A 26,180-nucleotide genomic window follows, 5' to 3' on the forward strand; every position below is an offset into this window, starting at 1 on the left:
CGACGGAGAACGCATTCCACCAATCAATATGTCCCGCCATTTCAAGTTAAATCTCTTGAATGACGTTAGGATAATGGGTTTTCGAGGGTCTTTCTTTATGTCCACTTTTTCGATGCAAGGTCAAAGCTTTTCTTCACTTTGTGGGGTGGAGCAGCAACCGTAAGGAGATACATCCCCACAAAATCTAAATCGTGAACAAAAAAAGGGTTGCCCCTTAGTCATTTGTTATGACTTATGGGACAGCCCCTTCTAATGAGCATCTGCATCTACATCTTGAATCAGCTCTACGGTTTCTCCGCCGGGCGCATTAAGAAAGCCGTATTTCATATGAACGACCTGGCCAGAACGGGTAGGAATGTGGGAGATGGCAGGCTGGGTAGCGACAGTGGCGCCGTTGGCAATCGCTTTTTCATAAGCGGCTTCCATATTGTCGGTCCAGATGGCAACATGCTGCCATTTGCCAAGGGAAAATGGTTCGGGACTGCCGAATATTTCTAAGAAATCACCGGTGCCTAGATCCAGAATAAAGGCGTGGTCCTCTTTCCCTTCTGCACCCCATTCCGCAACCACTTCAGCATCAAAGGCATTGATATAAAAGTTTGCGGCAGTATGTAAATCAGGCACGCGCAGACAAACGTGATGGATACCTTTTTGTTTTAATTTAGAGTACATAATTTAATCACCATACCTTTCGTAGAGTCGTGAAAAAACAATTTATAGTCTGTGATCCAGATTTTCGCGAGGCTCACGGCCGAGATATCCGTCGTTTGATGTCGGAATCGTCATATCGGGACTCGGTGCCATCCATTTTGCGGCATTGCGCAGGACCTGATGGATTTCCTTCTGATACAGAATCGGAAACGTTTCGTGTCCGGGGGTGAACTGGAACAGTTTTCCTCTCCCGCGGTAATAAACGTTGCCGCTGCGGCAGACATCGCCGCCTTCCCACCAGGCAATAAAGACGGTCTGATCCGGTTCGGGAATCAGCTGCGGTTCGCCGTACATTTCATCTGCGGGAATTTCGATGCAATCGTTGATGCCATAAGCAATGGGGTGGCCGGGATTGGTGACCCAGACTCTTTCCTTTTCGCCCTTGGGCATCGTACGAAAGCGCCCCCAAAGACCGGCATCATAATAAATGCCAAGCATTCTCTGCCAGGGTTTCGAAAAGATGGAGGAATGGAGGGCGACAAAACCCATTCCGCGGTTGACGACATGATAGCAGATCCGGTTTGCAACTTTGTCATCAAAGGCAGCATTATCGATGTGGCTCCACCAGATAAGAACATCGGTAGCTGCTAGAACTTCTTCGGAAAGTCCATGGGAAGGCATATCCTGAGTGGCAATCGTCACTTCAAAATCATCATAGCCTTGAAAAGCCTGGGCGATAGCAGCATGAATACCATCGGGATAGACTGATTTCACGGGCTCACTGCGGTCCTGATTGTGCTCGTTGAATATAGTGACATGGATTTTTCGTTCCACTAGGAAGATCCCCTTTTTATTGTTCGAATTGAGAACCCAGACGGGCACCACAAGATTCCCGGATGATTAAACGGGGCTCATGAGATATGTTGATCCCTTCGGAATCTTTATTGATGGCGCTTATTAAGGTCATGATGGACATGCGTCCCAAGTAACTATTCTGTTGGTCCAACGTTGTCAGGCGGGGGCAGTTATATTCGCCTGAGGGAAACTGATCACAGCTGACAACAGAGATATCTTCCGGTACACGTAGTCCTTTATCCGCGATCGCCCGGATGGCACCCTGCGCTACTGCATCGTTCATGCAGATAATTGCGGTAGGGGTCGTTTCTGATTGTTCCAGCAGTTTAGCCATGGCTCGGTAACCGTCCGGTGCGTAATAATTGCTTAAAGAGATCAAAGAAGGGTCAAAGGGGATCGCCAGGTTCTTCAGCGTCTGAGTATAGGCTGCAAGTCTGGCTGTCGTAGTACGAATCCCTTCCTCGCCTCCAACAAAGCCGATCTTGCGGCGACCCAGCGCCAGTAGATGATGAATCAGGGCAGATACACCGCCGCTTAAATTTCGGTTCAGGAAGGTACAATTGCATTCCGGAACGGACTGTCCCAGAATGACTACTGGAATCTGTCTGCCCATACGATTTAAGGCTTCTTTATAGGAATCAGAAATTTGATCTCGGTCGATTTCACCCCCCAAAATCAATACGCCATCCACCTTTTTATCCAGCATCATCTGGAAATAGGTGTTTTCCGGTATCGCATCGGAAACACCATGGTTGGATCCGCCATAAAAGGTGTTGCATAAGATGATGGAATACCCGAAATCTACTGCGTAGCGCTGGATTTCCAGATACAGCTCACTAAAGTAAGGGTTTGTGATATCCGATACGATAACTCCCAGCGTCTGGGTATGGTTACTGGTCATAGCACGTGCCACGGAGCTTGGTGAAAAGTGATATTTATTAATGATGTCAGTCACATGTGCCTTTGTCTTTGCGGAAACATAAGGACTGTTGTTGATAACGCGGGATATGGTGGAAACGGACACCCCGCTCAACTCTGCGATTTTATAGATGGTAAGGTTTTTCTGATCATCTGACATAAAAAAATTCCTTTCTGCTATAGCATCTAACATCTATACAAGAACACCAACATATGATATTGTAACCGGTACCAGAATGTTGCGTGAAGTGTACCATATGCTTAAATAACAGGGAAAAACAAGGCAAACTGGTATTTTTCTTAATTGTAGTATGGGAAAAATTAAAAGTCAACGTAGAATGAATGCTTTTGATACCGGTACCAAGAAAAAGAATCCATACAGAAAATGTAAAGTTAATGTTAAAATGATGTTGACAAACATGAAATGGTTAATTTATAGTTCAGGTTAGGAAGCGAAAATGCCAAAAATGATAAATGGAGGGTCACATTTATTTTTTTATTCCATTTTGGCACCGGTACCAAAACTTCGCCAAAGTCAAAAAATAGGTTTGACAAGAATGAATAGTTTAACTTATAGTTCAGGTTAGGAAGTGAAATTCCAAAAAAACGATAAATGGAGGTTGCTGTTATTTTTTTATTTCATTTTGGTACCGGTACCAAAATAGCGTAGTTCAGGGGGAATAATGCCAAAAAATGATAAATTGAGATTACTTTTATTTTTTTTATCGTTTTGGCACCGCTTTCAACGTTTTGTTAGGTAATTTTGAAATTGAAATGCCCTTAAAATAAGGCTTTGGTATCGATACCAATGGTAAGGGGGGAAGTTGCGATGCGAAAGGACGGGGAGATGAAAATGATAGCGCAGAACCAACTGATTAAACAAAAGAAGGGTGGTGTATTCAATGAGTTGTTCAGACACAGGACTTTATATTTAATGACGCTTCCGGCGTTGTGCTTCTTCTTGATTTTCAGCTATATCCCCATGATGGGTGTGTATTATGCATTTGTTGATTATGACTTTGGCAAGGGTATTCTTCACAGTCCGTTTGTGGGACTGAAGAACTTTCAGTATTTCATTTCCGGCGGATGGGATGCACCGATTGTTTACTTAACCAAGAATACGATCCTTTATAATCTGGTGTTTATTATCCTGGGAAATGTCATGCAGTGTATGTTTGCCATCATGATTACAACGGTTGTCGGACGGCTCTTTAAGAGAGTAACGCAATCTGTTATGCTGCTGCCGCACTTTGTATCCTATGTAATCGTGGGTACGATTGCCTATAACATTTTCAACAGCAACTATGGCGTACTCAATTCGCTTCTGAAGGCTTTGGGCGGAAGCGGGATCAGCGTGTATATGATTGAATGGATCTGGCCATTTATTATCACATTTTTCTTCCTATGGAAAGGTACCGGCTTTGGTATGGTAGTTTATCTTGCTGCCATCACGGGCTTTGACCGGGAGGTTTATGAAGCGGCAAAAATCGACGGCTGTAACCTCTTTAAGGAGATCAGGTACATCACGCTGCCGATGTTGAAACCAACTTTTATTATGCTGGTGCTGTTCAGTCTTGGCGGTATTATGAGAGGGCAGTTTGAATTGTTCTATAACCTGATTCAGAGAAACGGACAGTTATTCTATGTAACGGATGTTCTGGATACGTACATCTATCGTGCGATGACCGTCAATTTCAATCTGGGTACCTCTACGGCGGCAGGTGTTTACCAGTCCGTATTCGGCTTTATCCTTGTGGTCACCGTAAACAGGATCATACGTAAGACGAGTCCGGAAAACGCCTTATTCTAAATAAGGAGAGTTGAGAAAGATGAATAATCATGAATTATCTGCCAGTGAAAAAGGATTGAAAATATTTTTCTATACCGTACTTTCAATTGTGTCTATTGTCTGTGCACTACCCTTTATTCTGATCATTTCCGGTTCTTTATCAGACAGCGTACAGATCTTGCAAAAGGGTTACTCCATTCTGCCCAGGGGATTTTCGCTGGATGGCTACCGCAGTATTTTCCTGTTTCCGATGCAGATTGCCAAAGCCTATGGTGTCAGTATCTTCGTAACCGGTGCGGGAACCGGCATTGGTCTGACGGTCATGACCTTCTGCGGTTATGCGATTTCCAGAAGCGAATTAAGATATCGCAATGTCATTGCTTTCATGATTTATTTTACGACTCTTTTCTCCGGCGGTTTGGTACCCTGGTATATCGTAGTGACCAAGCTGGGATTGAAGAACAGCATCTGGGCGTTGATCATACCGGCTATCTGCAGCTCATTCTATATCTTGCTCATTCGTAATTTTATGAAGACGATTCCGGATGCTCTCGTAGAATCTGCAAGGCTGGAAGGAGCCGGGGAGTTTCGTACCCTGTTACAAATCGTCGTGCCGATGTCCAAGCCGATCCTAGCCACCATTGCCTTGTTTCTGGCACTTGCGTACTGGAATGACTGGTACCTGGCTTCCCTTTATATTTCGAAAGCCGATTTGTGGCCTCTACAATACCGGTTATACAACATCCTGAATGCTGCCTCCAAGATCGCGTCGGTCGGAGCAGAGAACTTTACCAGCAAAATTCTGCCGACTGAGACACAGAAGCTGGCGAACGCGATTGTGGCAACAGGACCGATTATTTTCTTATATCCTTTCCTGCAGAAGTACTTTGTTCAGGGTATTTCCATCGGAGCTGTAAAAGGATAATTCCACAGTGGTAGTAATGCAAATTACTATATAAACCTACTTTTTGAAAATTGGGGTAAGGGTCAAAAAGCAGGAACAATTCCTATCAAAATGAGGAGGCAACTGAAGATGAGAAAAAGCACTAAGAAACTGACGGTAGGGTTATTGGGAGTAGCGATGGTTCTTGGCAGTGCTGCATGCGGCAGTAAGGAACCGGCAGACAACAACAGCAGCAGTAAGGCACCGACAGAAAGTACGGGGAGCACAGAGTATCAAGGTGATTTGGATTATGTGAAACTGAAAATGTATGCGATTTCCGATGCACCCAATAATACGGACTTGGCAAAGCAGTACTGGGAAAAGCTCAATGCCAGACTAAAAAAGGAACTCAATACGACGATTGATTTCACTTATGCAGCAGGCAATGATTACAAAAACAACTATGCTCTAGCTATTGCTTCGGGAGAAAAATATGACCTGATGCAGGCGGCTCCCGGCTGGTTGGATTATGAAAGCTATGCATCAAAGAACGCATTTAAGCCGCTTGATGATCTGCTGCCGCAGTACGCACCGTACCTTTGGAAGACGATTCCTAAGACGACATGGGATGCAGCATCTGTCAACGGAAAGATCTATGGTGTTCCCGGTCTGGAAACGGGGATTACAGCACCCGCTTTCGTATACAGAGAAGATTTAAGAAAGAAACACAATCTGCCTGAAATCAAGTCCATGGATGATATTGAGACCTATCTGCAGGGTATCAAAGACAATGAGCCGGGAATCATCCCGAGTGATGATTATCAGAGTCAGGTATACGGTACTTCATGGATTTACACCACGCCTTTTATCGGAATCGATGAAATTCATGACAGACTTTACAACTTTGTATATGACCCTAGAAACGGTCAAGTGCTCAGTGTTATCGAGACCCCTGAATTCAAAGATTATATGTATAAAATGAAGGATTGGGCTGACAGAGGCTTCTGGTCTTCCAGCGTACTTACCAGCACGAACTGGGGCGTATTCCAGGTACTCAACGGAGTAGCGGCGGCATCCTTCAATGAGCAGCTGCCTGGCTATAACAACCATGCGACACAGGTGGCAAAGGAACATGGCGCTGATGGCTGGGAATTGAATTATTTCATGTATTTCGAAGGAAATCCGGACTCCGTTCTTTCGGGCAACACTACCAAAAATCTGACGGCAGTCTCTACGAATGCTGAGCATCCTGAAAGAGCGCTGATGGTTCTGGATTATATCCAGCAGCATGAAGATCTCTGGAATTTCATTGCTTATGGTACAGAAGGTATCAACTACAACCTGACTGCAGATGGAACGATTGATACGTCAAACATTGCAGAAGGCGCAGCCTTCAACTATTTCCCTAGCAGTATGTTCGCAAATGCAAACTTCAAGAAGCGCAAAAGCGATGCTTGGGTAAATTATGAAACGATGATGGAAAAGATCAATAAAAAGGTAGTACCAGACATCTTTGAAGGCTTTGTATTGGATAAGAGCAGCATCGAGATCGAGTATACGGCACTTAATGATGTGAATAGCCAATATGGGATCCCGCTGGAGGCAGGTCTTCTCAACGATGTGGATAAGGCATACCAGAAATATCTGGAGAAAGCCAAAGCTGCAGGTCTTGATAAGGTTAGAGCAGAAGTGGAAAAACAAGTAAATGCATGGCTTGCATCCAAAAAGTAATGATTAACAAACCCGTCCTTTCCCGCAAGGGAAAGGACGGGATTTAAAAAGATAGGCTGAGGAAATCCGATAGATTTATATACGGAAGACTGGAATGAAAGCTTAAAACATCGCAATGGTGAGGAGTGCAGGTACAATGAAGAGCATAGTGTATATTATTCGCGATGATATCAACCACCCGAAGGAAGTCATAGATCCGGTGATGGAAAAGGTGTTCGATTCGGAGCAGTGGGAGGTTATCCTCACGGACCGGGCGAAAGATTTGATCGAGACCGAGGCATCGGTAGATTTGGCCATGTTCTTTACCAACGGGCGACCTGAAGGGGAGACCAATATGACCCCGGAAGAGCAGCGGCAGATTGTCCAGAAGGTGAGAAACGGCATGGGCATGATGTTCATACATGCAGGACTTGTCCTCATCGAGCCGGACAGCCCGTTCTATTTGGAGCTGAATTCCGGCCGATTCATTGAGCATTCTCCCCATCACGTGGACGTGACGAATAACCCGGTAACAAGCTTTAAGCATCCGATTATTGAGGGCATCGAGCCATTCGTTGCTCTTGACGAGCATTACTACTGTCAAGTGGATACGACGAAAACCGACGTGATTCTGCACAGCACTTCCCAGCATGTGACGGCAGTAGGGGGATGGGCACATCAGGTTGGGGAAGGCAAAGTTGTGGCGCTGACTCCTGGACATAATCCGGAGGCGCTGGGCCATCCTCAAATGATTCAGCTCATGAAGAACGGCGTGGACTGGGCTGCTCGCCAGAGCTAGAGCATAACAAGGGAGCGATGTGTCAGTGAGTTCGATGTCAGTGGCATTAGGATTGTATTCGGTATACAAGGAGTTTCAGCGAGACCTGGAGTCGACGCTGCTCAGAGTCAAGGCCATCGGCTATGACGGGGTGGAATTCTACGGCCCGTTCATTCATGAGCCGGAGAAGATTAAAGATCTGTTGGAGGAAATCGGACTCGTTAACTGCGGCTGGCATACGGAATGGAAATTGCTGCAGGCAGATACGATTGACGCAACGCTGGATTATCATGCCCGCGCCGGAACGACCAATATTATTATCCCGGCCTTGGGCGGGCCTTGGCAGATTGGACATAAGATGAGCGAGGATTGCGCGGATGTGTGGGTGCAATATGCAGCCCGCATCAATGAACTTGCGAAGCAGGCGGAAGAGCGGAATCTCCGCATCGGCTACCATACCCATGCGCATGAATTCGATACGCATTTTGGCGAGTCGACGCCGTGGTCGCTTCTTAGCGACAATACCCATTCCGGCATCATACTGGAGCTGGATACAGGCAATTGCATTGAAGCGGAGGCCGATCCGGCCCGGGTTATTGCAGATCACCCGGGGAGAGTACAGCTTGTGCATTGCAAGCCATTCTCCCGTACGCTTGGCCACGAGACATTCATCGGCAGCGCTACGGATGACAATGATTGGCCGGCTATTCTTGCGGCATGCAGCCGCTCAGGAACCGAATGGCTGATTGTAGAGCATGAATCGGAGACTGAGTATCCCCAGTTTGATGGCGCAGAACGGTGTTATGCCGGGATGCTGGAGCAGCTGGAGAAGCTTTGTAACTAAACCAGTGGGAGATGTTACTGTGATACAAAAAAATCAGGCGATCAGATTCACAGGCAAGAAGCAAGCATCGCTTGTGCAGTGCGATTGGGAGACGTCGCCGCTTGCAGCCGATGAAATTATAGGGCGAACGATCGTATCGCTCATATCGAATGGCTCGGAGATGGGCGCATATATGGACCATTCCGGGGGAATGAAGTATCCGGTAGAGACTGGCTATGCCGCTATTCTCGAGGTGCTTGAGGTAGGGGAAGAGGTTACAAATGTGAGAGTGGGCGAACATGTGCTAGCGTTGTCCCCTCATCAGGCGTACAGCCGGGTCAAATTCAATGATTATATTCCCGTCCCGGCGGGAATGAAGCCGGAACATGCCGTGATTGGCCGATTCCCGGCAGTCTCGATGACCTCCATGATTCATTCCCGCATCCGCCCGACAGAATCGGTTATGGTAACGGGGCTTGGCATTGTAGGCCTCATGTGCGCGCAAGTGATGCAGCATTGCGGCTATGAGGTCTATGCCTTTGATCCGAACGAGGGCCGCAGAGCAACAGCCATCTCTTGCGGATTGCGCCATGTATATACTTCACCGGATGAAGTGCCGGGACTTAAAGGAACGCCTGGTTTGGCGATAGATTGCTCCGGCAGGGAAGAGGCAGTGTATTCCTTGCTTGCCAACCTGCGCAAGGGCGGGGAACTGTATTTGGTCGGCGTGCCTTGGTTCCGTTCTACGGATAAGTTTGCGCATGATTTGCTGCGCAGCATTTTCTATGGCTATGTACAGGTGAATTCCGGCTGGGAATGGTCTCTTCCGCGACATTCTTCGGAGTTCCATCCTAACAGCAATCATGGGAGCATCAGGAAAGCGATGGAATGGATTCGCGACGGACTGCTCAAGGTAGAGAACATTTATGATATCTATGCGCCAAGCGCATGTGGAGAAGTGTATGCGGGAATTGCTGACAGCACATTGACGAAACCCTGCGTTATTTTTGATTGGAGCTTGGTTTAATACCGGCTTGCCGTCGGCAACTCATCACAATTCCAGGAAGAGAGTGTGACCATGTATACAACAACTAAAAAGCAGGGTATCCATCATGTTTGCCTAAAGACACGGGATATCGAAAGTACAGTCAAGTTTTACATGGAAGGTCTTGGCGCACGCTTTGTCGTGGAATGGGGCAAGGATGGGGCGGAGGATCATGCGGTGCTGGTGGATCTAGGTGATGGCGATTTCCTGGAAATCTACGAGACGAAAAGGGAATTTGTCGATGGGATGTGGGAGCATCTGGCGGTTCGTACGACGGATATCGAGGAATCGGTGCGCCGGGCCGTAGCGGCGGGAGCAACGCCTCTTGGCGTTCCGCGCCATAGCAATATTCCGGCCCGCTCGGGCGAAATCGTCAGCTTAAGCTTCTCCTATGTTCGCGCGCCGGGCGGCGAGCTCGTTGAGTTCATTCAGGATGACAAATAACAACAGGTCTTCGCACCATGATTTGTCTTCAGTTCCTGCGCCAAAAAAGCAAGTGCTATCAGGAGGAACCACAATGGAGAAGTCTGTACTGGCTGTTGATTTGGGAGGAACCAAAATCTTGATCGGGGAAGTTTCGCTGGACGGCGAGGTGCTCGGAAGCAAGGTTTATGCATCGACAGTCGTATCGCAAGATCAAGTATTCGAGACAATCGCGGCAAGCCTCAGAGATTATATCACTCATGTGGGACTGCAGCGTGAAGCGGCGGCGATCGGTATCGGCGTAGTCGGACGGGTCAATACGAGAGAGGGCATCTGGCTCGAGATTGACACTTCCAGAAGCCAGCCGATCGAGCTCGCCCAGAAGATTAGCGAGCTGTTCGCGATGCCGTGCACAATCGGCAATGATGTCTACTGTGCAACGCTCGCGGAGCAGAAATGGGGCTGCGGCACCTATTCGAACAATTTTATTTATATGAATATTGGTACGGGGATTGCCGCCCGTAGCGTAGTAAACGGCGAGCCGATTATCGGTGGGCATTACAATGCGGGCGAGGTTGGGCATCATGTCGTAGATTATGACAGCGATGTTCAATGCATATGCGGAAGGAAGGGCTGTGTGGAGCTGTTGGCTTCCGGGCTCGGGATGCATAATCGGATCGTTGCGCTGAAGCCGTCCTATCCCGATTCGGCCATTGTCATCCCTAATGAAGGCCGCGTAGGCGTCGAAGAGATTTTCGCAGGCTACGATCACGGTGATCCGCTCTGTACAGTGGTTGTGGATACTGCACTGCAGGCTGTAGCGGAAACGATTATGAATATGGTCCGCTTCTCTGATCCGGACACTGTCGTACTTGGCGGCGGCGTTGTTAATGGAAGCTGGTTTATTGACAAGCTGCAGCCTCGTTTGCAGGCGAAGACGATGCGTTTCGTTACTAACGGCGTGAGGAAGTCGGTGATCGACGAGGCCTTTATCGGATTAAAGGGCGCTGCATGGATGGCAATACGAACGATACCCAAGCTGGAAGCTTAAAAAGGAGGGGGGATAACGGAATCATGGCATCGAAAATAGCGCGTGAACTTGAACTGTCAAATCTGATTCATAGACCGCTGAAGGTGGACGAGAGTGCGTCATTGGAAGCGGACAGCTTGAAGAAGGAAGTATTGGACAAGGTAGTTATTCTCGATCAGGCCGAGGGCGGCGATCGGTGGAAACATCGTGGACTCGGGGCGTCAAGCGTGCTTGAAGGCGGTCTGTTGCAGCTGACTTCTCCGTTCGTTATGGATAAATGGCCGGAGGGTTCGCCTAGCGACGGAGATTACAGCACTTACGGGCATGTAGGCATCTATCGGACGTTCGATCATGAGAACTGGGAGAATTTCAATCGGATATCCTTCGAAATTTACCCGGACTGCTGCGGGATGTCGAACCCGCATATTAAAGTAGGCATAAAAAATGACGGCACGATCAAAATTCCCGATATTTATAACCGTGAAGGCTCCAATGTCATCAATTTGAAAAACCGCCAGTGGAATGTATGCTCGATGGAAATTCCGGACTTGCCGCGGGACGGGATTACCGAGCTTGAGTTCGGCTATGATATGTACGGCAAAGACCGTGCGACCGGCGATACGATGGAATATCGCATTCGCAACGTTTTCCTGGAAAAGGTAGCCTACCCGAACATTTCAAAAGGATGGCAGCCAAGAAACAAGGATATTATTTTTTCCCATAACGGCTATAGCGTGGAGCAACCTAAAACGATGATTTTGGCGGAGCAGATGACTTCGTCTTTCACCGTTATCGAGCTTGAGACGGGTGAGGAGAAGTTCACCGGTCCCGTTAATCATGTGAGCACCTCTATCGGCAGTTTCTCCGTTGTGGACTTTTCCGCGTTTAAGGAGAAAGGAAAGTATATCGTCCGGGTAGGCGAGCTGCTGACAAAACCGTTCGAGATTGCCGACACGGCGGACCGGTGGGAAGATTCGATCTGGAAATCGATTAACTTTATCTATTGCGAGCGCTGCGGCTGTCCGGTACACGGCATTCACGGCAGCTGCCACGAGGATATTCTCGCCCGGCATAACGGCGGAACGATCATTTTTAATGGCGGATGGCATGATGCAGGTGACGTATCCCAGCAATTGGTGCAGACGGCAGAAGTGGCAAGCGCCCTCTATGAGATTGCCCATCAAGTGAAGGAAACCAACTATCCGCTGTACCTCCGTCTTGTCGAAGAGGGAGAATGGGGAGTGGACTTCATTCTGAAGACCCGATTCGGCGATGGCTACCGGGCGACAAGCGCAGGTATCCGAATCTGGTCGGACGGCATCATGGGCAATATGGACGATATGACTGCTCGCGTGCACAACAACCCGTATGAAAACTATATCCTCTCCGGCATCGAAGCGCAGATCGCCATTTTCATGGAAGATGGGGACATCCTGAAGGATAAATTAACAGCCTGTGCGGTCCAGGATTTCAAATATGCAGTTGAGCAATTCGAGCTCAGAGGCTTTGCGCCGAAGCCGATCTTCTGGGAGCACACCTACATGAGCTCGGAAAGCTTGTTCATGGCGACGGCTTCATGGTCGGCATCGCTCCAATACCAGCTGACTGGCGAGGCTTCCTATGCAATCAAAGCTGTCGAATATTTAGACTATGTTATTGATTCGCAAGAGCTTGCCGGTATTCAAACCGATGACGGCAAGACCGTAGCCGGCTTCTTCTACCGGACGCCGGAGAAGAAGGTCATTCAGCATTTCAATCACCAGGCCAGAGAGCATATGTATTTGCAGGCTTTCAGCGAAATTCTGAAGACGCAGCCTGAGCATGCCAAGCATAACAGCTGGATGGAATCCGTTCGAAGCTATGGGGAATATATCAAGTTCCTGACAGCCTTTACTGCGCCGTATCCTATGATTTCAAGCGGCATCTACCATGTGGATGAGAATGAGGATCGTGAAAGCTTTGCGCTCCAGCATTTGTTGGTTGGTGAGGAAGCAAAATCGTGGTATACGGAGCAATTAAGGCAGGGTGTCCGTCTGAACGACTCCTATTACTTGAAGAGGTTTCCGGTCTGGTTCTCGTTCAAGGGCAACACGGCGATCGTACTTTCTACAGGCAAGGCTGCGTCCCTGGCAGGTTTGCTGCTTGAGGATCGGGAGCTGATCTCGATTGCCGAGAGCCAGCTGCAGTGGGTAGTAGGCAAAAATCCGTTCGGTCAATCGCTGATGTACGGAGAAGGCTATAACTTTGCCCAGCAGTATAGTGTGCTTAGCGGAGAAATTGTAGGTGAAATTCCGGTAGGCGTACAAACCTTCGAGAACGAGGATATTCCATACTGGCCGCAAATGAACAACGCCACCTACAAGGAAGTATGGGTTGGTCTTGCAGGCAAATGGCTGTCTCTGCTCTCCGATTTGTACGCGTACGACAAGCAGAGCGAGGCTTGAGCAAACCATTATGGACATTCTAAACCGGCAGCGTGATCTGCCGGTCAGTTTTGTCTGTAGAAGTATAGGAGGAAGAATCGATGAAACCGACAATGATGACCTATATTCAAGAAGAGCAGGCGGTAACGGAAGGCATTCTCGGCAGCTACCCGGGCAATATAAATGCCTTCGCAGAGCTGGCGGCGGACAATAAGACGGAATGGCTTATTTTGGCGACCGGTTCAAGTATCAATGCCGCGTTAAGCGCCAAATATTACATCGAGAAAGTGGCGAATGTGCGTATTGACGTCAAAGAACCGTTCAATTTCACGTTTTACGATAAAATCAGCCCGCACTGCGATCTGGTCATCGGCATTTCGCAAAGCGGGCAGAGCACTTCGACGATCGGCGCCCTGAATCGGATTCGCAAGCAAACGGGTCTCAAAACGGTCGCCTTCACGAGCGATGTGACGACGGCCATTTCCGAAGCGGCTGATGTGACGCTTGATATCGGCTGCGGCAAGGAAAGAGTCGGCTACGTGACCAAAGGGTTTATCGCTACGGTATTGACGCTGATGCTCGCCGGCCTTAAGACGGCAGTAGCGAAAAAAACGCTGACGGAACAGGAGGAGCAGGCTCATCTCGATAAATTCCGCGCTGCGGTAGCCGCTATTCCGCATACGATCGCCAAAACAGAGGTGTTCTTCGAGCAGCACAAGGAAAATTTGGCGAGCGCGCCTAGATTTTCTGCTGTTGGTTACGGCCCTACCGTCGGAACGGTGAAGGAATTTGAAACCAAATTTTCCGAAACGGTTCGCATGCCGTCGCAGGGGATCGATCTGGAGGCCTTCATGCATGGACCGTATCTTGAGGTCAATCCGGAGCACCGTATTTTCTTCGTGGAAACAGAAAGTCCGGTCAAGGAGCGGATGGAGCTGTTGATTGCGTACGAGAGCCGGATTACGAACTATACCTATACTGTCACGTTAGGTAAAGCGGAGAATGACCGTACGATTGGTCTTGAGGTGGAGCTGGACGAGTTTATGGCTCCGTTCATTATGATTATTCCGTTCCAGATTTTGGCCCATCATATTGCGGGTGCAAGAGGAATCGATTTGACCCAGCGGATTTATACCGACTTCGGAGTAGCAATGAAGAGCAAGACACAGCCGGGAGACTACGCTTAGAGTAATAAGATATCCCTCGTCATCAATGGATGATGAGGGATATTTGTATCAGCTACAATTATTCTGCTAGCTCGCTCCAGAGCTTATTTAACCATGCTGCAAACAACTCTTTTTCCTCGAATTGCGGGTAATGAGCGGAATTTTGGAAGATTACAAAATCCTTTACAGGTGCTTGCAGCGTATCAAAGTATGCCTTTGCCGAGTGAACAGAGGTCATATAATCATATTGTCCCATCACAAAATATGCGGGAATATCCAAGCGCTGTACGATATCCGTTATTCGATTGTCCAACTCTTCTTGCAGCAAGGGCGGCTGTGAAAGCGAAACGCCTCTCAGATAACGAATGACATCAAGCAAATTATACTCTGGATGAACAAGAAATCCGGTATAATAATCCCGGTTATCGTCTATTAATCGTGCTGCGCCGCCATATTTTCTAAGCATATCCCTTGGAGTAGATGTTTCCCCGCGTTGTATAGGTTCGCGAAGCAGCTCTAGCCGCTCAACATCCTGCTTATTGCCGGCTAGTGTGGCTTGTTCAATAGAATAATTCAGGCCGTCCAATTCACTGCTTATCGTATCAGCTACCTGCCCAATACCGATGTACGCAGCGAACTTATCCGGAGCTTTGGCCGCTGCCTTTATTCCAATGTAAGTGCCAAAAGAATGACCGATCAGCAGCACCTTCGGTTGTCCCAGCAATTCCTGCACATAATCTGTAAGTTCTAACAGGTCATCTACGAGCAGGTCTGTAGATAAATCCGAATAGTCTTCAAAAAAATGATAGGATTTCCCGCTTCCTCGTTGATCATAGTGTACAATGGTGAACTTCTGTTCAAGAATATCCTGATACTTCCGCACATACGGAATCTCCGAGCAACCCGGTCCCCCATGCACAAAAATCACAATCGGATTGTGCCGGTCTACTCCCCTGATCATAACTTCCTGCTTTGTGCCATTAATTTCGATCTGTTTCAGTAGGCTGATGCTGTTGTCGCCTTTTATACGCGGTGTCCATGTAGGAAAGATCAGCCCGATCACAACTAGCAAGACTAGACTCAGCGTGCTTACCTTTGCTATTTTGATTATTTTTCTCTTCAATGAAATATCTCCCATGATGGTTTCCTTTTATAATAGCACTCATCGTATGACCGGTTAGATAAAGAATCGCTTAAAAATAACGACAGGAATGCCGTCTGCTGGACTTTTCCCGTAAAGTAGATCAGAATGAGGGCGAACCCGGGTTCGCTCGTACGGGCGGAACGAAGTGGAGGGAAAAAAGGGAACAGATGCCTACGATATTAGTTGCCGATGATGATTTGAACATTCGCGAACTCGTCTGCTTGTTTTTGCGCAATGACGGATTTGAGACCGTAGAAGCCGCGGATGGCAAGGAAGCGATGGCCTTATATAACTCGACGAGAGTTGATCTTGTCGTGCTGGATATTATGATGCCGCTTATGGACGGCTGGGAGCTGTGCAGGGAGCTTCGAAAAGCCGACCCGGATCTCCCGTTGCTGATGCTGACGGCAAGAGGCGAGACATGGGAGAAGGTGAAAGGATTTCAGCTTGGAGCGGATGATTATTTGACGAAGCCGTTTGATCCGCTGGAGCTAACCGTTCGCGTAAGGGCGCTGCTGAAGCGATACGGGGTCAGCTCGATGCAGACCATTCAGATCGGCAGCGTTCAGTTGGACCGGCAGACGTATAAGGTGATGAGGGGGGCGGATTCGCTGGCGCTCCCGCTTAAGGAATTTGAATTATTGTACAAGCTGGCCAGCAAGCCCGGACAAATCTATACGCGCGAGCAACTGATCGATCAGATCTGGGGGATGGATTACACTGGCGATGAACGGACGATTGATGTCCACATCAAGCGGTTGCGTGAACGGTTCGCTGCAACGACTGATTTTCGAATCGATACGGTGCGTGGTCTTGGTTACCGGCTTGAGGTATCGCCATGATCAGTTCCTTATATACCCGCGTCGTATTGACCTTTCTCGCTTCTGTCATCGGCGGGACGATCATTGCTTCTTTTACCACGACATGGCTGTATCAGGAGAAACTGAACGATAACCTGCTAGCAAGCGTATTCCACTTCGGCCAGGATGTCGCACGGATCTACGATATCTTGCCGTTAGAGGAGGCGGATTCGTATGTCGGCGGAATGAATCAGCTCCATTCCTACTATATTCGCATATACGACAATGGCGGGCACTTACAGTCATACGGAGAGTTGAACGGCCAACGCGTATCTGAAGTAACGCCGGAACAAATCAGTCAAGTGCTGGCTGGAGAAGTGCTGCAGATCAGGACGAGGGGGTTTTTACCTGTATTGCTGGGCATGCCTCTTCACACAGAGACAGGGATAAAAGCCATGTTTGTAGAGCCGCTTGCCGCTTCTTCCTTATCGCTATTGACGAAGTTTTTGACCAACTGCTTAATTGCGGGAAGCTTGCTCATTCTGGTTGCAGCAGTGTTCCTGGTCAGACCGATCCAGAAGCTGACGAAAGCGACTAAACGTATCGCGGCGGGTGACTTCAACGTCAAGTTGAACATTAAGCAAAAGGGTGAGCTAGGCACGCTTGCCCGCAGCTTCGAGGAGATGATGCGCGATCTGAAACAACTGGAGCAGATGCGCAAGGAATTCGTATCGAATGTATCGCACGAGGTGCAGTCGCCGCTCACTTCGATATCCGGATATGCCATAGCGCTCAAGCAAGCTGGCGTTACCGAGCGGGAGCGGGAGCGATACCTCGATATTATTATCTCCGAATCGAAACGCATGTCCAAAATGAGCGACAGCCTGCTGAAGCTGAGCTTGCTGGAATCCAATACGCAGCAGCTTCGGGTAACCGAGCTAAGGCTTGATGAACAGGTCAGACGGGTCATTGTGGCGATTCAGCCGCAATGGTCGGCCCGCAACCTTAGCTTCGAATTGAATCTGAAGCCCGTAACAGTCGCGGCAGATCACGATCAGCTCAACCAGGTATGGACCAACATTATAGGCAATAGCATCAAGTTTTCCGAAGAGGGCGGTACGATTCATGTCAGTATCAAGCAAGAAGCCAACAACGTAACCGTACGCATAGCCGACACGGGTATCGGCATCTCCCAGGAGGATCAAAAGCGGATATTCGAGCGGTTTTTCAAAGTCGATCGTTCCCATAGCCGCAAGTATGACGGCAGCGGCATGGGACTGGCCATCGCGAAGCGGATCGTATCGCTGCATCAAGGCCAAATTCGAGTCGAGAGCGAGCTAGGTCGCGGCGCGGCGTTTATCGTCACCTTGCCGATTGCGGCTCCGGCAGAGTGATTCGCAATATTTTGACGGCTGTTCATATTCAGTTCATAGTCGCGTCATCGTCTGTACATCTTCATCGGTTAGGCTTGAGATAACGGTCGGTTTAAACCACTTGATTAACTGGTGAAGAAAGGGGTAGGCATGATGAAGAAGTGGCTTAGAATTTTGCTCATCACATTGGCGGTAATCCTAATCATCATTGTAGCTTTTGTCGCGATCGTATATATCGTTAATGTGGTCAGCAGCAAGTCGGAGGAGGGTAAAATACAGGATTACGGTCAACACGTTCAGGTAGACGGCAAGGAGATGAATGTGCTCATTCAGGGGGATGGGGAACAAACGATCGTGCTACTTCCGGGTTATGGAACTGCGGCGCCTGGGCTTGATTTCAAGCCGCTTATCGACGAGCTATCTCCTCATTATAAAGTAGTCGCAATCGAGCCATTCGGCTATGGATTAAGCGACTTAACCGATAAGGACCGCACGACCGATAATATCGTTCAAGAAATCCACGAGGCGCTTCAGAGCCTTAACATTGACCGCTATATTTTGATGGGACACTCGATCGCCGGATTATACGGTATTGATTATGTGAGCAAGTATAGGGATGAAGTCACTGCGTTTATCGGAATCGATACCAGTGTTCCAACTCAGGGCGGCATGGATGTCGAATTCCCGATCGGACAATATAAGCTGCTCAAAAAATCAGGTTTTGCCCGACTGCTAGTGAAGCTTGGCGCCGATCCTTATGAAGGCTTGCCTTATGATGATGAGACAAGGAAACAGCTGCGGATGATTCAACTCAAAAATATGTTCAATCCGACCGTCTTGAACGAAATGGAGCATATCTCTTCGAACTTTAAAGGAGCTCAGCATATGAAGTTCCCGGCCGATCTTCCCCTGCTGCTTCTTATCCAAGGGAACAATGAAGACGTAGAGGGATGGATTCCTATGCACGAGGAGCAAGCTGCTGACGTGGCGAACGGCAAAGTGATCACCTTCGAAGCGAGTCATTACGTACATCACACGAAATCGAAAGAAATCGTGGAGAACTTCAGACGATTCATGGAGGATATGAAGTAGGTTGTAATCCCCGGTTTATTAACCCTGCATGCCATTTGTGCAGGGTTTTCTTTATCATTTTTATCCTATATTTGCTGTGATATCTTCTGAACATAATGTGGGATTAGCTCATTTATTTCAGTTTCATCTATTGTATTTTGCAAATGTCCTTTAAATAGCTGATGTTTCTTTAAATTGTAGTAATTAAATAATGCCTGTTTTAATGTCATATCGTATTGGACAGAGAAAGCAGGATCAATAATGCGACGCAACATGACTTCATCTTGCATCATAAACAGCGTAGGATCTATATCATTGAATACGCCATCTCTAATTCCTGAATGAATAAATGCTTCAAGTTTCTTGGCTCGGTTCTGATAGATTTCTAAAATCCGATCATACCATTTAGGATGTAGTTTCTTCAAATCGCTAATGAAAATGTCGGATATGAATATTGCTGCTGTTAGCGAAGCTTCAAATATTTTAATAAACCGACTTGGGTAATTGATGTCATTATCCAGGACGATTTGATCTCCCGCATTAAAATAACGAATATACTCGTCAACAATAGCGCCTATAAGTTCATCTTTGGTTGAAAAATATTTGTATAAAGTAGCCTTACTAATTTCCATGTGCATGGCTACATTATCCATTTTTAATTGACTAATTCCTGTTTTCTTAATTACCGGAATTATTAATTGCACATATCTTTTTACATTCTCTTCTTTCTTCATTTAAAACTTCCTTTGTACTTTAATAGGTAAAGCGTACCACTCCGTGATGGGATATGCAATAAACGCGATATATACCTTAAGTATAAAGTATACGAAAAATACAAAATGAGTATACTTTGTTTGATCTTTAATTGTTCTATTGCTATAATTAGCCATACAGAACCTTAATAGCTACGTAACAGGGAGGATAAGCATCATGTATGAATTTGATGACAAATTGCCAAAGACAACTACTTATTGGAAAGAAAAAGAGGTTTTTCATATTAAACATACAAGCTTTCGAGTAACAATGGAGGAAGCAAATGCGATTGCGGAGTTGCTAAAATTATCTGTAAGGGATGAAGATACAAAGGCAATTGTGATAGACAATCGTGAAGCTAGTGGGGTTTGGACACAAGAAGTGAACAAGATTTGGGATGATGTATTTGTTGAAGTTAAAGATAGAAAACCAAAGAAATATGTGACATTAACCAATAGTGCTATAGGTGCAATGCAGATTAATCGGATGTCTAGAGGCAATGGTATTGAAAATATGGTTAAAGCATTTTTCAATGATGCTACTGGCGAGGTGGAGGCATTTATTGAGGCAGAATAGAGATGAAATTTAGGGGAGGATTTCCTCTAAGGTTACCTTTTTTTAATCATAGATATAGAAGGAGAAGCCTGGAATGTGGAAGTATATCATCATTATAGTCGTAATCGCTATACTAGCTTATTTGGTTATCGCGTATTATCCGCCTCTGGGCGGTAAAAGCTCGGCTGAGAGTCAGAAACGAATTCATGAATCCCCCAACTTTGCCGATGGGAAGTTCCGCAATCAAATTGACACGCCAATGGATTATAGTTTCAAGGATACCGTCGATGCTTTATATAAAACGGTAAAAGGAACGCCCAACAGTCGGCCGAAGAAGAGCCTTCCGTCCGTTCCGTTTGATTCAAAGGCTTTCTCGGATAGCGGCGACGATCAAGTTATCTGGTTCGGTCATTCGACCCTATTGCTTAAAGTCAGCGGAGTCAAGCTGCTGATTGATCCCGTATTCAGCGACTATGCGGCTCCGGTCCGTTACTTCGGTCCAAAACGCTATAGCTACGAGCTGCCAGCAACGATTGAGGAATTGCCCGAGATTGATGCAGTTCTCATCTCGCATGACCACTACGACCATCTGGACTATGGTTCTATTCGCAAGCTGAGAAATAAGGTACAGCAATTTATCGTGCCGTTAGGGATTTCCGGCCATTTAACGAAGTGGGGGGTCGACCCGGAGCGTATTGTGGAACTCGATTGGTGGGAAGAGCAGTCGTTCCAGGGACTTAAGCTCGTCAGTACCCCCGCCAGACATTTCTCCGGCCGCAACGTGAATAACTCAGGCTCGACCTTATGGAGCTCTTGGGTCATTATGGGAGACAGATCGAAAATCTATTTTAGCGGGGACAGCGGGTATGCGCCTCACTTTAAGGAGATTGGCAGCAAGTATGGACCATTCGATCTTGCGTTGATCGAAACGGGTCAATATGATGAGAAATGGGCAAACATTCATATGACTCCCGAAGAGTCGTTACAAGCTAATCAGGAAGTGCAAGGGAAGCTGATGGTTCCGATTCATTGGGGAGCGTTCACGTTAGCTTTACACAGCTGGACGGATCCGATTGAGAGAGCCAAGCGAGCTGCCGATCAGCTCGGCACTCCGCTGGCGACTCCCAAGCTGGGCGAACCGGTCATTATCGGAGCCCAGGAGTTCCCGACTTCAAAATGGTGGGAAGAATGAATGTTCATCGTCAGTTGTGTTTCCTTAGTTAACACATGTAGAGATATCTGAAAAATTAACCGTCGATAAATCAAATTTCCAATAACGGTCAAAAAAAGAGATCGCTTAATATTGGCTAGAGGATGAGCCTCTGTCCAAGAATAAGCGATCTTTTTTGTCATTTCTGCAACTTATGAAACAATCAGATTCCCGGTCATATTGTCATGTCCTTGACCGCATGTGATCGAGCAATGATATTCGAATGTACCCGCTTTGTCTACGACGATTTCCTTCGTTTCGCCGTTTTTCACTTCAACGCCCAGATCGCCGAATTTGATAGCATGCATCCCCGATTTGTTTTCAAGGGTTACTTTGATCGTATCGCCTACATTTGCTTCGATTTTGTCAATGTCCAACTTCCAGTTCGATGCCGTAATCGTAACTTCGATTGTTTTAGGCTCGGCAGCTGGCGAAGCAGGCGCGGATTCGGATGAGGTTGGCGCAGAAGATGACGGTGAGTTGCTGTTTGCAGCTTTGTCATTGTTGCTGCCGCATGCGCTTAATGCGATAGTTGCGCATAAAGCGACAAGCCCCAGTAACGTTTTTACACTTGCTTTCATGTTGATTGTACCTCCATTGATATAATTATCTTAGTGATAAGATTATTGCTGTCCAATGAACGATTCTATTACGAGTTGTTACAAAAGTCAAATCCTATAATCATTGACGTTGTAAACAATTAGGAGTAGAATTTTGATTGCCATTAATCTTAGTAGTAAGTTTGTTACTGTCCAGGAATTGCTATAAGTGTTTTTTGTGTTTCTTATTTTGTTTGTATGATTTCAAAGGTTCATCTTACGCAGAAACTACATTAGATCAAGGGGGAACGGAAGTTGAAAAAATCACTCACCGTTGTTGGCGCAGTACTCGCGGCAAGCATGGCGCTGACCGCATGCTCAAGCAACAACAACAATTCGCAATCATCTCCATCGGCATCCGCATCATCATCGCCGTCTGCGTCGCCATCAGCATCGCAAACTGCTGCTACCTATGAGAACTTCCCGCACGTGCACTATGATTTGGGAGCCACGCGACATGTTCCGTTTACGGAAATTACGAAGGATAATGTGAACGATCTTGGCGTCGTCTGGACGCTTGATTTCAAGTCGCTCGACCCGTCCATTCCGAACGGGAATCAAAACTTCTCGATGGTCATCGATGGGATCGCTTATTTGACGACGAGCAAAAACCATGTGTTCGCCGTGAATGCGCTAACAGGTGAGCCAATTTGGCACTGGGCGCCTGATGAAGCGCTTTATGAAAACACGAAAAATATGTACATCGTCGCAAATCGCGGCGTTGCTGTGGCGGAAGGCAAAGTATACATGCTGTTGCTCGACAATCGCCTCGTCGCCATTGATCAAAAGACAGGCGAAACGGTTAAAATCGTCAACATCTCCGATGCAGTTGAAGGCGTAACGGTTGAAAATGGCTATTATGAAACGGTAGCTCCCGTTTACTTTAACGGAAACATCTATGTGGGCAGCTCCGGCGGCGACAACGGGGTACGTGGATTCGTCATGGCTTATAAAGCAAGCGATTTGACCGCTGCATGGGATTCTCCGTTCTGGGTCGTACCGCCGAAGGGTCAAGATTGGCTTAAAAATGCAAAATGGAACGGCGGCGGCGCAGTATGGAATCCAATGTCGTTCGACGAAGAGACAGGCTTGATGTATTTTGGCACGGGCAATCCGGCGCCTGACTTGTATGGCGTTGATCGTCCAGGCGCAAACCCTTATACGGACAGCATTGTTGCACTCGATAGCGCAACAGGCAAGCTCGTTTGGGTACAACAGCAAGTCAGCCACGATCTGTGGGATTACGATTCCGCGGCTACGCCAATGTTGATCACTGCGAAGATCAACGGCGCAGAGCGCAAAGTCGTCGTTCACGGAAGCAAATCCGGCGAATGGTGGGCATATGATTACAAAACCGGCGAAATCATCTATGATGCCGTCCAGTTCGCTAAGATCATTGACCATCCGGAGCCGACTGAGGAAGGCGTATTGATTTACCCTGGCATTTACGGCGGCCAAAACTACGCTCCGGAAACGTACGATCCGGAATCGAACTATGTGTTGATCCCAGGAATTGAGATGCCTTCCCTTGTAAAATCTGCACCGGACGGAGCAGAAGAGGTTTCTGAATTCGGAACGACCATTGGTGAGGTTCCACCCGATATCATTCCTTATGGAACGGTTACAGCGATCGATATGAACACCGGGAAAGTTGCGTATCAATACGATACAGACCAAGAAATGCGCGGCGGTTTCACAAGCACTGCATCCGGAATTGCTTTCTACGGCGAGTTGAACGGCAAATTCCGCGCGCTCGACATCAAGTCGGGCAAAATTATTTGGGAATTCCAAATTGATGGCAACACCATCATGTCGGCGCCTTCGATCTTCACCGTCGACGGTAAGCAATATATTTTGCTGACATCGGGCGGCACGAAGCCGAAAGCGTTTGTGTTTGCACTTGGCGGAGACAAGACGCAAGGCGCTGCGACGGAATCGACTGAAAAAGGCGCTCACGGCTGATTTCAGTCCCAAAGTCGAATATGAACGCTTAGATATCGGTTGAAAATGAACATAAGGCAGGTCCTCGGACCTGCCTTATGTGTACGATAGGAGAATAAGCTATGAACAAACAGATGAAATGGCAACTCTCGGTAGCCATTCTTGCGATCGGCACAGTGCTTTCAGGTTGCTCGAGCGGCAATGCGGAGAATGCGGTAGAGTCGAAGCAGCCTCAAGCAAGCGAGTCCGCAAGCGCTCCGGCAGCAACCCAGCAGCAGCAGGCACAAGCGATTATTAAACTCGATCAAGAAAAGATCGTAGTGACGAACTGGAAGTTGGACAATTCTCATGTTGTCTCCATCACGGGGAAAGTGCTAGTTGATGGCAAGCCCGTTTCCGGAGCGATCGTCAGCATCGTCGGAAAGCGCAATACAACGACGGATGAGAGCGGAGCATTCACATTCCTCGTCGATCGCAGCCTCCCGCAAGAGGTTCATTTGAAGATTGAAGATGTCGAGGGCGCAACGGTTGAAGGCAAAGCGCTAGAAGGCACATCGAAAGATGTACTGAAGTCGACCGAAAATGCGGTCCACTTTTATTATCCGATTCGAATAACCGAAGTGAAGGCCGACCCTAAAGACGCAACGAAGGTAGAAGTTCACGCGCGAGCGATTGCTGATGAAGATGAGGGCTTCCCGACGACAATTTTAGATAAATATTTCATCAAAGGCGTTGTCAAGGATCATACGGGGGCGCCCGTTCAGGGTGCCGTTGTTAGCTTCACACGCGATCGGGGCGAGGGCTGGTCCAGGTCGGATCCTTCGAATGAAAATGGCGAATACATTCTTTATTATTCTCCTGAAGATGATGAAGATATGTTCTTGAACGTATTTGTCGGTCAAGTCAAATACACGCTGCCTGAAAACCGGGTCAATCGTTTCCCAGACGAGACAAGCGTAATTACGGATTTCATTCTTCCGGAGACGGGCACGATTATTCAAGACAAACCTCCGACATTGGTGAGCGGACCGGCGGAAGGTGCAGTTTACTGGAGCAGGGTCATCGGACTGAATGTGGACCCGTCGGTGAAGTATGAAGTTTCCTTACCGGAAGCAGATGGTTCTTTCGTCGTGAAGATCGATAAAGCGGAATGGGAGAAGTCGCCACATTTTTACCAAACGATTCTGTACAAGCTTTCCGAAGAAGAGCTGGAAGCAGGCGATTTCATTCCTTCCGATTGGCTGCCTGCGCCTAAGGTGACCGATCCGAAAGCAATCGTTGCCGAAGCGTTGTAAATCGATGGGCTTGATAGTAAAGAGGGGCGGAGAACCCCTCTTTTTTGTGGCCTAATTCAGTTTTATAAGTACTTAATTTCTTCTTTATCCGTGCGGAACCCAACCGATTCGTATAAGCTATTCCTTCACTAAGTACGTCTGCTTAATTTTTTAAGTTGGTTGCTTTCAATAATAGGATCATCATAACCATTTCTTGCCACCTCAATCATGGCTTTTCCCAATTGTTCAGATGATACGACACTGTTCAATTTTAACAGCAATGGATTCAAGGGTTTCATTACATCATAAAATAATTGGTACCATTTTGTTTTTGATTTCACGCCATGCAATGGAATGATGACACCTGGACGAAACATATAAGCCGCCTTAGTTGGAAGACGCAATAAAGCATTCTCGGTTTTTCCCTTTACTCTTGCCCACATCGTTCGTCCATTTTCGGAACTGTCTGTCCCGCTGCCTGAGACATAAACGAATGTGATTTGGGGATTCAATCCTGATAAAGTACTAGCAACTGAGAGCGTGATATCATACGTTATTCTTGTATATTCCTCCTCGTTCATCCCCGTGGAAGATACCCCAAGACAGTAAAAGCACGCATCAAATCCTGTTATTTTATTTTCTATTGACGATAAATTAGTTAAATCATTAAGCTCAATTTCATTTAGTTTTTGATGTTGCTGACCTGTACGATTTCGTCCAATCGTAACGATTTCCTGAACTTTTTCATCTAATAAGCATTCTCTCAATACACTTTGACCAATCATACCAGTTGCCCCAAAAATGATTACCCTCATTTGTCTAACACTGCCTTTCTATAACACATACATTGGTACGATATCGCACATATGTGTATAAGTTATAATAAATATAGCATGTCTACAATAATCAAAGGAACACGATTTGTGCCATATCGCACAAGCGGATTAAAATTGTGCAGAACCACCT

Annotated in this window: 24 protein-coding genes; 17 read left to right on the forward strand and 7 right to left on the reverse strand. The window is 47.2% G+C overall.

The window, feature by feature from the left end:
- Nucleotides 1-249: 249 nt before the first annotated feature.
- From FPZ45_RS09980 to FPZ45_RS09990, 3 genes are read right to left on the reverse strand one after another with little or no spacing between them, the layout of a single operon-like run.
- Complete coding sequence (locus FPZ45_RS09980; protein WP_144700843.1) at nt 250-672, reverse strand: VOC family protein; 423 nt, start codon at nt 670-672, stop codon at nt 250-252.
- A 42-nt stretch (nt 673-714) separates the two neighbouring features.
- Nucleotides 715-1,485 (reverse strand): ThuA domain-containing protein, encoded by a 771-nt coding sequence (locus FPZ45_RS09985; protein WP_144700845.1) that lies wholly within the window; start codon nt 1,483-1,485, stop codon nt 715-717.
- A 16-nt stretch (nt 1,486-1,501) separates the two neighbouring features.
- Entirely contained in the window at nt 1,502-2,584 is a 1,083-nt protein-coding gene (locus FPZ45_RS09990) for a LacI family DNA-binding transcriptional regulator (protein WP_144700847.1), read from the reverse strand.
- A 669-nt stretch (nt 2,585-3,253) separates the two neighbouring features.
- Between FPZ45_RS09990 and FPZ45_RS09995 the strand changes: the two genes are divergently transcribed.
- The 10 genes from FPZ45_RS09995 to FPZ45_RS10040 all read left to right on the forward strand — a co-directional run bounded on the left by FPZ45_RS09995 (nt 3,254) and on the right by FPZ45_RS10040 (nt 14,515).
- Nucleotides 3,254-4,234 carry an ABC transporter permease gene (locus tag FPZ45_RS09995; RefSeq protein ID WP_246120400.1) on the forward strand — a complete coding sequence of 327 codons (981 nt, stop codon included), beginning with the start codon at nt 3,254-3,256 and terminating at the stop codon, nt 4,232-4,234.
- Between the two features lie 19 nt (nt 4,235-4,253).
- Nucleotides 4,254-5,138 (forward strand): carbohydrate ABC transporter permease, encoded by an 885-nt coding sequence (locus FPZ45_RS10000; protein WP_144700852.1) that lies wholly within the window; start codon nt 4,254-4,256, stop codon nt 5,136-5,138.
- Nucleotides 5,139-5,246: 108 nt separating this feature from the next.
- The gene (locus tag FPZ45_RS10005; protein WP_186438332.1) at nt 5,247-6,827 is read left to right on the forward strand and encodes a DUF3502 domain-containing protein; all 1,581 of its coding nucleotides are present in this window, start codon (nt 5,247-5,249) and stop codon (nt 6,825-6,827) included.
- Between the two features lie 136 nt (nt 6,828-6,963).
- On the forward strand, nt 6,964-7,605 hold the full coding sequence (locus FPZ45_RS10010; protein WP_186438333.1) for a ThuA domain-containing protein: 642 nt from the start codon (nt 6,964-6,966) through the stop codon (nt 7,603-7,605).
- A gap of 34 nt (nt 7,606-7,639) precedes the next feature.
- Nucleotides 7,640-8,428, forward strand: coding sequence for a sugar phosphate isomerase/epimerase family protein (locus FPZ45_RS10015; protein ID WP_246120421.1), 789 nt, complete (start codon nt 7,640-7,642; stop codon nt 8,426-8,428).
- Nucleotides 8,429-8,447: 19 nt separating this feature from the next.
- Nucleotides 8,448-9,434 (forward strand): zinc-binding dehydrogenase, encoded by a 987-nt coding sequence (locus tag FPZ45_RS10020; RefSeq protein ID WP_186438334.1) that lies wholly within the window; start codon nt 8,448-8,450, stop codon nt 9,432-9,434.
- Nucleotides 9,435-9,485: 51 nt separating this feature from the next.
- Nucleotides 9,486-9,896, forward strand: a complete 411-nt coding sequence (locus FPZ45_RS10025) for a VOC family protein (RefSeq protein ID WP_144700858.1) — start codon at nt 9,486-9,488, stop codon at nt 9,894-9,896.
- A 73-nt stretch (nt 9,897-9,969) separates the two neighbouring features.
- Entirely contained in the window at nt 9,970-10,926 is a 957-nt protein-coding gene (locus FPZ45_RS10030; RefSeq protein ID WP_144700860.1) for an ROK family protein, read from the forward strand.
- Nucleotides 10,927-10,949: 23 nt separating this feature from the next.
- Nucleotides 10,950-13,349, forward strand: a complete 2,400-nt coding sequence (locus FPZ45_RS10035; RefSeq protein WP_144700862.1) for a glycoside hydrolase family 9 protein — start codon at nt 10,950-10,952, stop codon at nt 13,347-13,349.
- A gap of 80 nt (nt 13,350-13,429) precedes the next feature.
- Complete coding sequence (locus FPZ45_RS10040; protein WP_144700864.1) at nt 13,430-14,515, forward strand: SIS domain-containing protein; 1,086 nt, start codon at nt 13,430-13,432, stop codon at nt 14,513-14,515.
- A 58-nt stretch (nt 14,516-14,573) separates the two neighbouring features.
- Here the strand turns inward: FPZ45_RS10040 and FPZ45_RS10045 are convergent, their stop codons facing one another.
- Entirely contained in the window at nt 14,574-15,617 is a 1,044-nt protein-coding gene (locus tag FPZ45_RS10045; protein ID WP_246120401.1) for an alpha/beta fold hydrolase, read from the reverse strand.
- Nucleotides 15,618-15,805: 188 nt separating this feature from the next.
- On the opposite strand from FPZ45_RS10045, the gene FPZ45_RS10050 reads away from it, so the two are divergent.
- From FPZ45_RS10050 to FPZ45_RS10060, 3 genes are all read left to right on the forward strand, one after another.
- Entirely contained in the window at nt 15,806-16,480 is a 675-nt protein-coding gene (locus FPZ45_RS10050) for a response regulator transcription factor (protein ID WP_144700868.1), read from the forward strand.
- Nucleotides 16,477-17,832, forward strand: coding sequence for a sensor histidine kinase (locus FPZ45_RS10055; RefSeq protein WP_144700869.1), 1,356 nt, complete (start codon nt 16,477-16,479; stop codon nt 17,830-17,832). Before FPZ45_RS10050 ends, FPZ45_RS10055 begins: the two co-directional genes overlap by 4 nt.
- 129 nt (nt 17,833-17,961) lie before the next feature.
- A complete protein-coding gene (locus FPZ45_RS10060) occupies nt 17,962-18,903 on the forward strand; it encodes an alpha/beta fold hydrolase (protein ID WP_144700870.1) in 942 nt (313 codons plus the stop codon).
- Between the two features lie 65 nt (nt 18,904-18,968).
- Here FPZ45_RS10060 and FPZ45_RS10065 read toward each other — a convergent pair whose 3' ends face one another.
- A complete protein-coding gene (locus tag FPZ45_RS10065) occupies nt 18,969-19,616 on the reverse strand; it encodes a TetR/AcrR family transcriptional regulator (protein ID WP_144700871.1) in 648 nt (215 codons plus the stop codon).
- Nucleotides 19,617-19,812: 196 nt separating this feature from the next.
- Here FPZ45_RS10065 and FPZ45_RS10070 point away from each other — a divergent pair, with 196 nt between their 5' ends.
- Nucleotides 19,813-20,211 (forward strand): hypothetical protein, encoded by a 399-nt coding sequence (locus FPZ45_RS10070; protein WP_144700872.1) that lies wholly within the window; start codon nt 19,813-19,815, stop codon nt 20,209-20,211.
- A gap of 238 nt (nt 20,212-20,449) precedes the next feature.
- On the forward strand, nt 20,450-21,382 hold the full coding sequence (locus FPZ45_RS10075) for an MBL fold metallo-hydrolase (protein ID WP_342780042.1): 933 nt from the start codon (nt 20,450-20,452) through the stop codon (nt 21,380-21,382).
- Nucleotides 21,383-21,552: 170 nt separating this feature from the next.
- Here FPZ45_RS10075 and FPZ45_RS10080 read toward each other — a convergent pair whose 3' ends face one another.
- Nucleotides 21,553-21,981: a cupredoxin domain-containing protein gene (locus FPZ45_RS10080; protein ID WP_144700876.1), complete on the reverse strand. Its 429-nt coding sequence runs from the start codon at nt 21,979-21,981 to the stop codon at nt 21,553-21,555.
- A gap of 273 nt (nt 21,982-22,254) precedes the next feature.
- Between FPZ45_RS10080 and FPZ45_RS10085 the strand changes: the two genes are divergently transcribed.
- Together FPZ45_RS10085 and FPZ45_RS10090 are read left to right on the forward strand one after the other, a co-directional pair.
- Nucleotides 22,255-23,961 carry a pyrroloquinoline quinone-dependent dehydrogenase gene (locus FPZ45_RS10085; protein WP_144700878.1) on the forward strand — a complete coding sequence of 569 codons (1,707 nt, stop codon included), beginning with the start codon at nt 22,255-22,257 and terminating at the stop codon, nt 23,959-23,961.
- A 101-nt stretch (nt 23,962-24,062) separates the two neighbouring features.
- Entirely contained in the window at nt 24,063-25,235 is a 1,173-nt protein-coding gene (locus FPZ45_RS10090; RefSeq protein WP_144700881.1) for a carboxypeptidase-like regulatory domain-containing protein, read from the forward strand.
- A gap of 128 nt (nt 25,236-25,363) precedes the next feature.
- On the opposite strand, the gene FPZ45_RS10095 is transcribed toward FPZ45_RS10090, so the two are convergent.
- Nucleotides 25,364-26,029, reverse strand: coding sequence for an NAD-dependent epimerase/dehydratase family protein (locus FPZ45_RS10095; RefSeq protein ID WP_144700883.1), 666 nt, complete (start codon nt 26,027-26,029; stop codon nt 25,364-25,366).
- Between the last annotated feature and the right edge of the window lie 151 nt (nt 26,030-26,180).

The organism is Cohnella terricola, from assembly GCF_007786475.1.
In the GTDB taxonomy this organism is placed as follows: domain Bacteria; phylum Bacillota; class Bacilli; order Paenibacillales; family Paenibacillaceae; genus Cohnella; species Cohnella terricola.

Excerpts from the sequence above, each read along its gene's own strand:
- FPZ45_RS09980 (WP_144700843.1), bottom strand. The coding sequence starts at position 672 with ATGTACTCTAAATTAAAACAAAAAGGTATCCATCACGTTTGTCTGCGC.
- FPZ45_RS09990 (WP_144700847.1), bottom strand. The coding sequence starts at position 2,584 with ATGTCAGATGATCAGAAAAACCTTACCATCTATAAAATCGCAGAGTTG.
- FPZ45_RS09995 (WP_246120400.1), top strand. The coding sequence starts at position 3,254 with ATGCGAAAGGACGGGGAGATGAAAATGATAGCGCAGAACCAACTGATT.
- FPZ45_RS10000 (WP_144700852.1), top strand. The coding sequence starts at position 4,254 with ATGAATAATCATGAATTATCTGCCAGTGAAAAAGGATTGAAAATATTT.
- FPZ45_RS10005 (WP_186438332.1), top strand. The coding sequence starts at position 5,247 with ATGAGAAAAAGCACTAAGAAACTGACGGTAGGGTTATTGGGAGTAGCG.
- FPZ45_RS10010 (WP_186438333.1), top strand. The coding sequence starts at position 6,964 with ATGAAGAGCATAGTGTATATTATTCGCGATGATATCAACCACCCGAAG.
- FPZ45_RS10015 (WP_246120421.1), top strand. The coding sequence starts at position 7,640 with ATGTCAGTGGCATTAGGATTGTATTCGGTATACAAGGAGTTTCAGCGA.
- FPZ45_RS10025 (WP_144700858.1), top strand. The coding sequence starts at position 9,486 with ATGTATACAACAACTAAAAAGCAGGGTATCCATCATGTTTGCCTAAAG.
- FPZ45_RS10030 (WP_144700860.1), top strand. The coding sequence starts at position 9,970 with ATGGAGAAGTCTGTACTGGCTGTTGATTTGGGAGGAACCAAAATCTTG.
- FPZ45_RS10035 (WP_144700862.1), top strand. The coding sequence starts at position 10,950 with ATGGCATCGAAAATAGCGCGTGAACTTGAACTGTCAAATCTGATTCAT.
- FPZ45_RS10040 (WP_144700864.1), top strand. The coding sequence starts at position 13,430 with ATGAAACCGACAATGATGACCTATATTCAAGAAGAGCAGGCGGTAACG.
- FPZ45_RS10050 (WP_144700868.1), top strand. The coding sequence starts at position 15,806 with ATGCCTACGATATTAGTTGCCGATGATGATTTGAACATTCGCGAACTC.
- FPZ45_RS10055 (WP_144700869.1), top strand. The coding sequence starts at position 16,477 with ATGATCAGTTCCTTATATACCCGCGTCGTATTGACCTTTCTCGCTTCT.
- FPZ45_RS10060 (WP_144700870.1), top strand. The coding sequence starts at position 17,962 with ATGATGAAGAAGTGGCTTAGAATTTTGCTCATCACATTGGCGGTAATC.
- FPZ45_RS10065 (WP_144700871.1), bottom strand. The coding sequence starts at position 19,616 with ATGAAGAAAGAAGAGAATGTAAAAAGATATGTGCAATTAATAATTCCG.
- FPZ45_RS10070 (WP_144700872.1), top strand. The coding sequence starts at position 19,813 with ATGTATGAATTTGATGACAAATTGCCAAAGACAACTACTTATTGGAAA.
- FPZ45_RS10075 (WP_342780042.1), top strand. The coding sequence starts at position 20,450 with ATGGATTATAGTTTCAAGGATACCGTCGATGCTTTATATAAAACGGTA.
- FPZ45_RS10080 (WP_144700876.1), bottom strand. The coding sequence starts at position 21,981 with ATGAAAGCAAGTGTAAAAACGTTACTGGGGCTTGTCGCTTTATGCGCA.
- FPZ45_RS10090 (WP_144700881.1), top strand. The coding sequence starts at position 24,063 with ATGAACAAACAGATGAAATGGCAACTCTCGGTAGCCATTCTTGCGATC.
- FPZ45_RS10095 (WP_144700883.1), bottom strand. The coding sequence starts at position 26,029 with ATGAGGGTAATCATTTTTGGGGCAACTGGTATGATTGGTCAAAGTGTA.